The 11,448-nt window shown below is 74.7% G+C and carries 8 protein-coding genes; 3 read left to right on the forward strand and 5 right to left on the reverse strand.

Annotated features, from left to right (window positions below; translation table 11 throughout):
- Positions 1-24 precede the first annotated feature (24 nt).
- Positions 25-1,158, reverse strand: coding sequence for an Rv3626c family coenzyme F420 biosynthesis-associated protein (locus BUE48_RS22480; RefSeq protein ID WP_041442721.1), 1,134 nt, complete (start codon positions 1,156-1,158; stop codon positions 25-27).
- 134 nt (positions 1,159-1,292) lie between these two features.
- A complete protein-coding gene (gene dacB / locus BUE48_RS22485; protein WP_286990957.1) occupies positions 1,293-2,576 on the reverse strand; it encodes a D-alanyl-D-alanine carboxypeptidase/D-alanyl-D-alanine endopeptidase in 1,284 nt (427 codons plus the stop codon).
- Between the two features lie 239 nt (positions 2,577-2,815).
- Between dacB and BUE48_RS22490 the strand changes: the two genes are divergently transcribed.
- Entirely contained in the window at positions 2,816-3,322 is a 507-nt protein-coding gene (locus BUE48_RS22490) for an inorganic diphosphatase (protein ID WP_012854820.1), read from the forward strand.
- 101 nt (positions 3,323-3,423) lie between these two features.
- On the opposite strand, the gene BUE48_RS22495 is transcribed toward BUE48_RS22490, so the two are convergent.
- The 3 genes from BUE48_RS22495 to BUE48_RS22505 form a co-directional block, all read right to left on the reverse strand.
- Positions 3,424-4,590, reverse strand: a complete 1,167-nt coding sequence (locus BUE48_RS22495) for a C40 family peptidase (protein WP_012854821.1) — start codon at positions 4,588-4,590, stop codon at positions 3,424-3,426.
- Positions 4,591-5,075: 485 nt separating this feature from the next.
- On the reverse strand, positions 5,076-6,869 hold the full coding sequence (locus BUE48_RS22500) for a hypothetical protein (protein ID WP_286990958.1): 1,794 nt from the start codon (positions 6,867-6,869) through the stop codon (positions 5,076-5,078).
- A gap of 667 nt (positions 6,870-7,536) precedes the next feature.
- Positions 7,537-8,310 (reverse strand): nuclease-related domain-containing protein, encoded by a 774-nt coding sequence (locus BUE48_RS22505; RefSeq protein ID WP_012854823.1) that lies wholly within the window; start codon positions 8,308-8,310, stop codon positions 7,537-7,539.
- A gap of 145 nt (positions 8,311-8,455) precedes the next feature.
- Here BUE48_RS22505 and BUE48_RS22510 point away from each other — a divergent pair, with 145 nt between their 5' ends.
- Both BUE48_RS22510 and BUE48_RS22515 read left to right on the forward strand, forming a co-directional pair.
- The gene (locus tag BUE48_RS22510) at positions 8,456-9,061 is read left to right on the forward strand and encodes a helix-turn-helix domain-containing protein (protein ID WP_041440251.1); all 606 of its coding nucleotides are present in this window, start codon (positions 8,456-8,458) and stop codon (positions 9,059-9,061) included.
- On the forward strand, positions 9,058-11,445 hold the full coding sequence (locus BUE48_RS22515) for a VIT domain-containing protein (RefSeq protein ID WP_286990959.1): 2,388 nt from the start codon (positions 9,058-9,060) through the stop codon (positions 11,443-11,445). The genes BUE48_RS22510 and BUE48_RS22515 overlap by 4 nt, the downstream gene beginning before the upstream one ends.
- Positions 11,446-11,448 lie beyond the last annotated feature (3 nt).

Raw genomic sequence — 11,448 nt, forward strand, 5'->3', positions numbered from 1 at the left:
GGCGGGCCGTGCGGCCGGACGGGCTCAGCCCTCGCCGGCCTCCGACGGCGGGCCGGACTCCAGCGACCGGTCGCCGACGACCCGGGCGATCCAGGCGCCGGGGTTCTTGATCTCCTCGTGCGTGGGCAGGCACTCCGGCGAGGTCCACACCTTGTTGAAGCCCTCCATGCCGACCGCGGCGACGGTGTGGCGCACGAAGCGGGAGCCCTCGGCGTACTGGCGCATCTTCAGGTCGATGCCCAGCAGCCGGCGGATCGCCTTGTCCAGCCGGGAGCCGCCGTCGCGGCGGCGCTGGAAGCGGGCGCGGATCTGCTTGACCGAGGGCACGACCTCGGGGCCGACGGCGTCCATCACATAGTCGCCGTGCCCCTCCACCAGCGTCATCACGGCGGTGAGCCGGTCGAGGATCTGGCGCTGCTGCGGGCTTTGGATGGCGTCGATCAGCCCGGCCGGAGGGTTGTCGGGGTCGTCGCCGCCCCGGAAGGCGTCGATGACGGCCTCGGCGGTCTGCCGCAGCCGCTCCATCATCGCCACCGGGTCCACATCGGAGGCCAGCAGGAACTCCGTCATCTGCTCCTGCACGTAGGAGCGCAGCCAGGGCACCCCGGTGAACTGGGCGCGGTGGGTCTCCTCGTGCAGGCAGACCCACAGCCGGAAGTCGCGGGTGTTGACGCCGAGTTCCTGCTCGACGTGGACGATGTTGGGGGCCACCAGGGTGAGCCGCCCGGTGGGCGCCTTCCCGTCGGGGTCCGGCGGCAGGAACAGCTCGTACTGGCCGAGCACGCGGCTGGCCATGTACGCCAGGATCGCGCCCATCTGCACGCCGGTGACGCGGGAGCCGACGGCCTGGATCACCGCGCCGCCCGGCCCGCCGGCCAGCCCGCCGCGGCGTTCGGCCAGCCGGTCCATCAGCGGCTCCAGCACGGCCCGGAACCCGTCGACGTTGGCCCGGATCCACCCGGGCCGGTCGACGATCGTGGCGTGGCCGCGGTCGGGATCGGCCGCCTGGATGCCGGTGAAGTCGCGGACGTGCCCTTCGGCGAGCTTGGCCAGCTCCCGCAGCTCCGCCACGACCTGCTGGGCCTCCGCCTGGCTGACCTGGGGCCCCGGCCGCACCAGCCGGGTGCCGGTCTGGACGGCGAGGTTCCAGTCGATCATCTGGGCGCTCATGTGCTCCACCGTAATTTCCGCCCCGGCGCCACAGCGCCCTTACATGAGGTTCAACGAACGAACGCTTTGGTTATCTCCCGTATGTCCGCGTCCACACCCATGGTCGCGGGCGAAGCCGATCGTTACGTTCCGCCCCGGCAGCCGCAGGCGGCGACGGCCGCGGCCATCCGGTCCAGCCGCGCGGGGTCCACCGGCCCGCGGCCGTCCCCCATCATGAACGCGAACGCCAGCAGCCGCCCGTCGGCGTCGTGGACCAGTCCCGCCAGCGTGCTCACCCCCGACAGGGTGCCGGTCTTGGCGCGCACCGCCCCGGCGCCGGCCGCCGTCTGCGCGGTGGTGTAGCGGGGGGCGGCCAGGGTGCCGGTGAAACCGGCCACCGGCATGCCGGTGATCGCCGCGCGCAGCTCGGGGTGCTCTGCGGAGGCGGCCAGGGAGACGATGCGGGCCAGCGCCAGCGGGGTGATGCGGTTGCGGGTGGACAGCCCGCTGCCGTCGTGGACGCGCACGCCCTCGGCGACGCCCAGGCGGGCCAGCTCCGCCATCACCGCCCGCGCCCCGCCCTCGAACGAGACCGGGGCGCCGCGTTTGAGCGCCACCTGGCGCAGCAGCGCCTCGGCCACGTCGTTGTCGCTGACCGTCATGGTGCGCTCCACCAGCACCGACAGCGGCGGCGAGTGGACCTGGCCCACGGTGGCGGCGGCCTTGTCGGCGACGGTGCGTTCGCCGAGCTCGGCCCGCACGCCGCGGTCTTTGAGGAGGCGGACGAACTTCTTGGCGGCCGATGCGGCCGGGTCCTTCACCCTGCCGCCGTCGCCGGTGCGGCCGGCGTCCACGGTGAGCGCGCTCATCGGCGCCACTTCCCCGTCGGGCAGGTAGTTGGGCTTCCAGCCCTCGGCGGTGCCGGCGCCCTCATACAGGGAGGCGTCGTAGTCGACGCGGATCTCGCCCGTGCCCGTCTGCTTGAGCGCGGCGGCGGTCTGGTCGGCCAGGTCGGCCAGTGAGGCGTAGCGGGGGTAGGCGCCGGCCGAGGGGGTACGGGCGGTCAGCGTGGGATCGCCGCCGCCGACCAGCACGACGGCCCGCGGGCCGCCCCGCACGACCCTGGTGGTGATCCGGTGGTGGGGGCCGAGCGCCGACAGCGCCGCCACCGAGGTGACGAGCTTGGTGGTGGAGGCGGGGACGGCGGGCCGGTCGGCCCGATGCGCAAACAGCGTCCGGCGGGTCCGGGCGTCGATCACCACCGCGCTGATCTCCGCTCCGGAGCCGCTCGCCAGCGCCGCCAATTCGCCGGTGAGGGCGTCGGCGGCGGGCATGGGGGCGTCCGCCGCGGCGGCCGGCGGCGGAGCCGCCGGCGGCAGGGGCGTCCGGGCGGCCACCGCCGGGGGCCGCGGGAGGGAACGGTCCACAGGTGTGAGGTTCGCCACTGCAACGCCCGACCCCACGGCGAACGCCTGGAGAAGAAAAAGCGTGACCAAAGCAAGGACCCGCTCGTACTTGGGCATCTCCACCCCGCCTTTCCCCACCCCGGTCTGCGGAGACGTGCGGGACCCTTGTATAAGGGAACACCTAACGAGCGGGACCGCGGCGGGCCTCGCTCACCCCCTGAACCCTAATCACTGCGATCGCGCGGGGAGCTGAGGACATCTTGGAATTCGACGTCACCATTGAGATCCCTAAGGGGCACCGCAACAAGTACGAGATGGACCACAAGACCGGCCGGATTCGGCTGGACCGGATGCTGTTCACCTCGACGCAGTACCCGGCCGACTACGGGTTCATCGAAGGCACTCTCGGCGAGGACGGGGATCCTCTGGACGCTCTGGTGCTCCTCCAGGAGCCGACATTCCCCGGATGCCTCATCCGCTGTCGCGCAGTGGGCATGTTCCGGATGACCGACGAGGCCGGCGGCGACGACAAGGTGCTGTGCGTGCCGCTGACCGACCCGCGGATGGAGCACATCCGCGACATCCACCACGTGCCGGAGTTCGACCGGCTGGAGATCCAGCACTTCTTCGAGGTCTACAAGGACCTGGAGCCCGGCAAGTCGGTGGAGGGCGCCAGCTGGGTCGGCCGTGCCGAGGCCGAGGCCGAGATCGAGCGTTCCCTCAAGCGCGCCGCCGAGCACGCCGAGGCCGAGAAGGCCGCCGAGTAGCCGTCCTTCCCCGGGCGTATGCGACGTCGGGGCGCGCCCATGATGGGTCGCGCCCCGACGTCGCTTGCCCATGGTCCGTTCGGGACCGCCGTTCCCCCGGCTCAGCCGGCGGGACGGGTGGCCCCGATGAGGCCGCGGCGCCATATCGACGAGATGCGGACGGTGGCGCCGGTGTAGGGGGCTTCCACCATCCGGCCTCCGCCGATGTAGATGCCCACGTGGTGGATGGTGCGCGGGTTCTTGACGTCGCGTGCGAAGAAGACCAGGTCGCCCGGGCGCAGCTTGGACAGGGGGATGCGGGGACCGGAGGTCCACTGCGTGCCCGTCCAGTGGTCGAGCTTGACGCCGGCCTGGGCCCAGGCGTACAGCGCCAGGCCGGAGCAGTCGAAGCCCTTGATGCGCGCGCCCCGGCCGATCCCATAGGTGGGGCCCGAGGCGTTGCCCCCGCCCCACGAGTAGGGGGTGCCGAGCCATTTCAGCGCCGCCCGCGCCGCCACCTGGCCCCGGGAAGAGCCCTTGAGGGACGGCGGCCGCCCCTGAGAGGGCCGTGAAGCCGCCGCCGCGCGCCGTTTGGCCTCCAATGCCCGGACGCGTCCTTCGGCGGCCTTCAAGAGCCGTTCAGCGTGCCGCTTCCGCTCATCCAGGCGCGCTATGGACGCGCGCTGGCGTTCCACGGCCTCCTCGGCGGCGCGTTTGGCGGCCTCCGCCCGGGCGGTGGCCTCCTCCTGCTCGCGCAGCGCGGCGGTGGCCCGGGCCCGGAACACCTCGGCGACCTGGCGGGCGGCCTCGAACTCCCGGATGGTGCCGGCCCGGTGCCGGCTCATCATCTCCATGAGTCCGGCCCGGTCCATGGCGCCCTGCGGCCCGCCCCGGCCCGCGACCACGCCCACCCAGGGGTTGGGGCCGCTTTCGGCGCGGTAGGCGGCCGCGGCGACCCCGGCCACCTCGGCGCGCACCGCCTCCAGGCGCCGCTCGGCCTCGGCGACCTGGCGCTGGGCCGCCTCCCAGTCACGGCGCGCCCGCTCCAGCCGGACCAGCTCGCCGTGGTAGTGCTCCACGGCCATCTCGGCGCGGATCGACAGCTCCTCCAGCTTGCCGTCGGCCTCGGCCAGGCGCGCCTTCAGCCGTCCCACCTCGGCGGCCCGGTCGCGGACCTGCTGCCTGCCGCGCTCCACCTCGCGGGAGTCGGGCACCGGATCGGCGAGGGCGCCGGCGGCCAGACCGCCCGACGACACCCCGAGCAGGCCGACCGCGGCCGCGACCAGCACCGCCCCGGCCGACCGCGCCCCGCGGCACCTGCGTCTGCCCGTTGTCGTCCCTGCTCCCGGAGCCGTCGTGCGGCGGGAAGCGCACTTGGACCGTGCCACGCTCCACCCCTCAGCATCCCGCGCCCTGATCGCGGCGGCAGTAGTTACCAGCTGTCACATCAGGAACTTCAGTCCCTCCAGCAACAGCGGTTACTGCCCCCACGCAGGCCACGGCCAACTCCCTGATCGGCCAAAACATGCCGAGGAGCACGGCCCGCCGGTCTGCTGCGGGCAGTGCGCGGTCGAGCCCTGGTCAACAAGCGGTGCGGCACGCCGTCCCGTCAGGTCGCATGCGAAGGCATCGCCTTCGCGGACGATGCCGCACCCTGCGACGTCATGGGCTCAGGCACCGTCCCGGTCCTCAAGGCCACGCGTTGCAGGTGGAACAGGTGGAAAAGGCCCGGCCCGCCGCCTGTGGACGGCCGGGTCCCGCGGGTCCGGAAGACCTACTCGGGCACCGGACTGGGACCGGAGGACTGCGGCGGTTCCGGCACGGGGGGCGGCTCGGACTCCTCCGGCGGCTCGGACTCCTCCGGCGGGTCGGCGGGCGGCGGCTCGGAGGAGGGCGGGTCGGACGGCGGCGGATCGGAGGGCCGCGGCGTGGGCGCCGGGGTCGGGGGCCGGGTCGGCCCGGGCCGCTGCGGCGGGGTGCCGGGGTCGTCCGTCGGGGGCGTGCGGGGCGGTTCGGACGGCTTGGTCGGCCTGGGTCCGGGGCGGGGCCCGGCGGGGCTCTTCCGCCAGGTCACCACGACCCGCAGCCTGCCGGGCCGGAAGGTGACCACCCGCCGGCCCGTCGAGTCGGGGCGGCGGGCCACCCGCAGCCGGAGCGTGACCGACCGGCCGGCCGCCAGCCGTCCCGACGTGCTGCTCAGCCGGATCGGCCCGCCGGCGCGGGCGGACCAGTCCACCGGGCCGCCGTGCGCGGTCAGCTCGAGCGTGCCGGACGACCCGCCGCCCAGGTCCAGGTGGCGGGGCGCGATCGTCAGCGTGCCCCGGCCCGCCGGGCCGCCGGGCTTTCGGTCCGGACGCGCCGGCCCGGCGGGCGGGGACGGCAGGGCGGTGGGCGGTGCGGCCGAGTCGGTGGCGCCCAGCGGCCAGGTCGGGGACAGCCGCACCACCTTGGCGACCCCGCCCGCCGAGCCGCCGGCGCCGCCCACGTCCGCCGCGGGCGGTTCCTCCCGCGGCGAGGACCACGGGGAGGGCCCGGCGGCCTGCGGGCGGGCGGGCCGATCACCGGAACGCAGCCAGCCCACCGCGACCGCCGCCAGCGCCAGGCACACGCCCACCGCCACGGCCGCGGCGACCGCCCGGCTCACCCGGCCGCCGGCCGTGGCGGCGGGGTCCGGCGCCGGCGAGTCCGGCTCCGGCAGGTCCGGCAGCGGCAGCGGCAGCGTCTCGGCCTCGCGCTGGACCGGGAAGGCCCCGTCGGTGAACTCGGCGGCCCGCGCGGCGACCGCCTCCCGGTAGGCGGCCCTCCCGGGGGCCCGCATGCGGTTTTGCACCAGGTCGCGCAGCGCGCCCGGAGGCGTGATCTCCGGCAGCAGGCGGTAGACGTTGACCGGTGTCAGGCGGTGCCGCCGCAGCTCCCCGCAGGCCGCGCACTGCGCGGCGTGCCGCAGCAGCCGCCGGCGGACCGCCGCGGGCAGCGGCAAGGCGCCCCGCCCGTCCCGCCGTTCTCGCACGATCGCGGCCGGCTCGGGGCATTCCTGCGGCCCGTGGGCGGCCAGCAGCTCGGCGGCGAGCGACTCTTCCAGGTCGGCGGCGGCGCGGGCGAGCAATGCCCGGACGTCCTGGTCGGGCAGGCCGAGCACGGAGGCCAGCTCGGGCATCGGCAGCCGGTGCAGCGTCTGCAGTTCGAGGACCTCCCGGCTGAGCAGGGGCATGCCCCACACGGCCCGCCAGGCGATGATCCGCTGGTCCGTCTCGCCCCGCCCGCCGCGATCCTTGCCGGGGAAGGGGGGAGCGGGCCCGTCCCCGGCCGCGCCCTCGGCCGCCAGGCGCGTGCATTCCCGCCTGACCAGCGCATACAGCCACGCTCCGAGCCGGTCGGGCGACTGGAGCCGGCGAATGTGCGCCTCGGCCACGATGAAGGCGTCGCACAGCGCCGCCTGGGCGGCCTCGTGGTCACCGAGCCGGAACCAGCAGTATTCGTACAGGCGCCGGCCGTAGGAGTCGTAAAGCGCACCGGGCGCCTCCGGGGCGCCCGAGCGCAGGGCCTCGACCAGGGAACGGTCATTCATGCACCCCGAAGATAGGGGTTCTGACCTCTTTTCATGCGTCAGTCGAATAGATTGACACAGCAGGTTCGAATGGTTTGACCTGCCCTTTCCTCAGGACATCACAAAAGTCTATTTCGCCGGACTCTTTCATTTTCACCGGATTCGCCGAATATGACCGTCGTCGTGTGTTCCTCGGCGGCCAAGGTCCTCGTCCGGACTCAGACGGTGCGCACCCCGTGCGCCGCCTCTCATATCGGGACGACGCCCTCGCAGCGCACCTTTTCAGCGCACCGGCTCCACGGGTCGAGATGAAGTGCAGCCAGGGACGACGCGTGCCCCGAGGCGTCGCGGCACCGGGCGCCTTCGAGCCCCGGCGCTCAAGACCACGTGCCGAGCAGGCCCCGGCCACGGACGACGCGACGACCTGGGGAGACAGGCTCCGGAGCCCTGCGCCGCCACCCCCGGGATCACGTGGCGAAAGTTCTCCTCGATCCCCACTCACTCAGGCGCCCGGACCGCCGGCGCTCTCCGGCATGCACCCCGAGGCCATGGGGCCGGAAAGCCCTGACGGCGCCGGCTTTCATGCCGTCCCGGGCGAGGAGGCCGCCCGGCCGCACAGTCCCCACCCAAAGAAACAAAACGCCACAAAAGACCAACAAAAGCAATATACGGAAAATATCCCACGTCTTCAGGACAGACTTCGCGCCCGGTGCGAGAGCACGTCCAGCATCGACGGGAACATCCTTTCCGCCGCCGCCGTGATGGCCGCGACCTCGGCGCCGGTGAAGATATGCGGGCATTCCCGGATGAAACGCGGCAGCCGGGAGGAGCGCTGGAAGACCACGCCCCGGTGCTCCAGCCCGCCGCGCGGCAGGCGCGCCCCGTGCACCGCCACGATCGGCGACACCGGGATCTCCTCGCCGAGTTCGGCGCTCAGCAGTTCGGCGACCGTGTCGGCGATCTGCGCCACGGTGGCCGACAGCGCCGTTATCGGGCGCCGGCCCGCCCAGATCCGGTACCGATCGGCCCACAGCCGGGTGCCCGGCCGCCAGTGCCGGTCGATGACCGCGTGCACCCCGGTGCGCCCGATGACCAGGTGGTCCAGGTTGGTGCCGGGCAGCTCGGGCAGCGCCCGGTCGTGCAGCACCCGGTGCCCCCGTCCCAGCCGGGCCAGCCGCCGCCCGGTCCGGCGTTCGGCCAGGGCGCCGCGCCGCCAGTCGGTGGCGGACCCGGGCCCCGGCCGGTAGCGGCAGTGCAGCGCATGCGCCAGCGCGGTCAGCACGGCCGCGCCCAGCGCGGCCTGCCGGCCCGCCAGGCCCAGCGCGACCACCGCCGCCGAGCCCGCCAGCACCAGCCGGAGGAGGATCCGCTGCTGCCGGTACTCGTCCGCAAGGCGGCGGTAGCGTGCCCAGGCCGAGGCTCCGGCCCGGGAGAGGTGGTCTCCCGTCCTGCCATCGGGCACTGCCGCGCCTCCCTCTGTCCTGCCGTCCCTACAGGTCAGCGTGATGCCGGGACGGTGATCGTTCAAGGACTTCCGGCGGGTGGCGAGGACGCGCCGCCGTGAATCGACATTGACACTGTCATTATTACAGTGTCACCATTGTGGCATGGACCCCTGCTGGACGATCACCGAGCTGGCCGCCGCGGCCGCCGCCGCGCTCGGCGAGGAACCGGCACGGGTCAACCGCCGGGTCCGCGACCTGCCCAACGAGCGCCTGATCCGCTGGTACACCACGATCGGCCTGGTGGACCCGCCCTCCGGCAGGCGCGGACGCACCGCCCTGTACGGCGAGCGGCACCTGCTGCAGCTGGTCGCCGTCAAACGCCTGCAGGCCGCGGGCCGCAGCATCGCCGAGATCCAGGCCGAGCTGGCCGGCGCCCCTAACGCCGCCCTCCGCGAGATCGCCCGCCTGCCCTCCCCACCGGACGCCCCCACACCCCGCAAGCCCGCCCCCGGACGACGGTTCTGGACACAGGCCGCCGCCGCGCCGCAGCAGGCGCCGAACGCCCCGGCGGCACAGCCGGTCGCCATGCCCGCCGTCCGGCTCGCCCCGGGAGTGACGCTGCTGCTGGAGACCGCCGAGCTCGGCCCGGCGGACCTGGCGGCCATCGGCCGGGCGGCCGAGCCGCTGCTGCGCGAGCTCCGCCGCCGGGGACTGTGCCGCCCCGACGACCCCGCCTCACCCTCCGACCCCGATGGGAGGCACCCATGACCGTCCGCATCACACCGCTGCCCGAGCAGGCGGCACCGCTGTCCGGCGCGGGCCTGGGCGCGCTGGCCACCGAGCGGGGCAACCTCCCCTTGGAGACCGTCGACGTCCGCGCCGCCATCACCGGGCTGAACGGACGCGTCGAGCTGAGCCAGGGCTTCCGCAACCCCTTCGACGTTCCGCTGGAGGCCGTCTACATCTTCCCGCTGCCGGACCGCGCCGCCGTCACCCGCATGCGGATGGAGACCGCCGACGGCACCGTGGAGGCCGCGCTCAAGGAACGCGGCCGGGCCAGGGCCGACTACCAGGAGGCCGTCGCCGCCGGGCACCGCGCCGCGCTCGCCGAAGAGGACCGGCCGGATGTGTTCACCATGCAGGTCGGCAACATCCCGCCCGGCGAGCGCGTCACCGTCCGCCTGACCCTCGACCAGCCGCTGCCGTATGAGGACGGCGCCGCCACCTTCCGTTTCCCGCTCGTCGTGGCGCCCCGCTACATCCCCGGCACCGCACTGCCGGACGAGCGGGCCGGGGACGGGATCGCCGCCGACACCGACGCGGTGCCGGACGCCTCCCGCATCAGCCCGCCCGTCCTGCTGCCCGGCTTTCCCGATCCGGTGCGGCTGTCCCTGGAAGCGGACATCGACCCCGCCGGGTTCCCGCTCGGGGAGATCCGCTCCAGCCTGCACGTGGTGGCCGCCGACACCCGCGGCTCCGGGCGCACCACGGTGCGGCTACAGCCCGGGGAACGGCTCGACCGCGACTTCGTGCTGCGTCTGGCCTACGGCCGCCCGGAGCAGGCCGCCGCCTCCGTGACGCTGACCCCCGACGCCGAAGGCGAATCCGGGACGTTCACCCTCACCGTGCTGCCGCCGTCCGAGCAGTGCGCGCCCCGGCCGCGCGATGTGGTCATCCTGCTGGACCGCTCGGGCAGCATGCACGGCTGGAAGATGGTGGCGGCCCGCCGCGCCGCGGCCCGCATCGTGGACACCCTGACCGGGCGGGACCGCTTCGCGGTGCTGTCGTTCGACGACATGGTCGAGCGGCCCGCCGGGCTGGACGGCGGGCTCAGCCCGGCCACCGACCGCAACCGGTTCCGCGCCGTGGAGCACCTGGCCGGGCTGCAGGCGCGCGGCGGCACCGAACTGGCGGCCCCGCTCCGGGAGGGCGCCGCCCTGCTGGACGACGCGGGCCGCGACCGGGTGCTGGTGCTGATCACCGACGGGCAGGTGGGGAACGAGGACCAGCTCCTGGCCCTCATCGACCCCTTCCTGAACGGCCTGCGGATCCACGCGGTCGGCATCGACCAGGCGGTCAACGCCGGTTTCCTGGGACGGCTCGCCACCGCCGGGCAGGGGCGGCTGGAACTGGTGGAGTCCGAAGACCGGCTGGATGAGGCGATGGAGCACATCCACCACCGCATCAACGCCCCGCTGCTGACCGGCCTGTCCCTGGAATGGTCCGGGGTGCGCGTCGAGCCCGGCACGCTCACCCCGCCCCGGCCGGGCGCCGTCTTCCCCGGCGTCCCCCTGGTGGTGGCGGGCCGCTACCTGCGCGCCGCCGACGACTGCTCCCTGACCGTCCGCGCCGTGACCGGCGAAGGCGCCCCCTGGCAGTGCCGGGCCGTCGTCTCCCGCACCGAGGCCGGCGCCGCCACCTCCGTCTGGGCCCGCGCCCACCTGCGGGATCTGGAGGACCGCTACGCCGTCACCGGCGGGCGCGACCTGGAGCAGCAGATCGTGGAGACCTCGCTGCGCTTCGGCGTGCTGTGCCGCTTCACCGCCTTCGTCGCCATCGACGACCGGGCCGTCGCCGGCGGCCCCGCCCACCGGGTCGTGCAGCCCGTCGAGTCACCCGCCGGCTGGCCGCTCCCGGCCCCGCCCGTGGCCGCGGCCTCCTCGCCCGCGATGCCCGCCATGCCCATGGCCGCCCCTGCCGGCCCGCTCCCCCCGCCTCCCGCCGGTCCCGCTCCCCTCGCCACACCGCCGAGGGGCCTGCCGCCCCGGCTGCGGCGCCCCCGCGGACCCGCCCCCAGCCCGTCCGCTGCGGCCCCGTCCGCGCCCCGCCCGTCGCCCGTCCCCGCCCTGGTCCGGCAGGAGCTGAACCGCCTGCAAGAGCTGGCCGCCGCCGCCCGCCCCGAGCGCCGCCGCCACCTGTCCGACCTGCGCACCAGGCTGCTCGGCCTCGCCCAGCACGCCCGCTCCGACGGCCTGCCCGCCGACCGCCTGACCGCCCTGGCCGACGCCCTGCAGGCCGCCGACGACCCCGCCCAGCAGTCCCGCCTGGACGAGCTGTGGACCCTCGCCGTCGGGGAACTGACCGCCTTCCTCGACGAGCACACCGCCACCCCGAAGCCACCCCGCCGCCCGTTCTGGAAGAAACCCTCCTGACGG

The organism is Thermomonospora sp. CIF 1 (assembly GCF_001896795.1).
Lineage (GTDB): Bacteria > Actinomycetota > Actinomycetes > Streptosporangiales > Streptosporangiaceae > Thermomonospora > Thermomonospora curvata.

Excerpts from the sequence above, each read along its gene's own strand:
- BUE48_RS22515 (WP_286990959.1), top strand. The coding sequence starts at position 9,058 with ATGACCGTCCGCATCACACCGCTGCCCGAGCAGGCGGCACCGCTGTCC.
- BUE48_RS22480 (WP_041442721.1), bottom strand. The coding sequence starts at position 1,158 with ATGATCGACTGGAACCTCGCCGTCCAGACCGGCACCCGGCTGGTGCGG.
- BUE48_RS22510 (WP_041440251.1), top strand. The coding sequence starts at position 8,456 with ATGGACCCCTGCTGGACGATCACCGAGCTGGCCGCCGCGGCCGCCGCC.
- BUE48_RS22500 (WP_286990958.1), bottom strand. The coding sequence starts at position 6,869 with ATGAATGACCGTTCCCTGGTCGAGGCCCTGCGCTCGGGCGCCCCGGAG.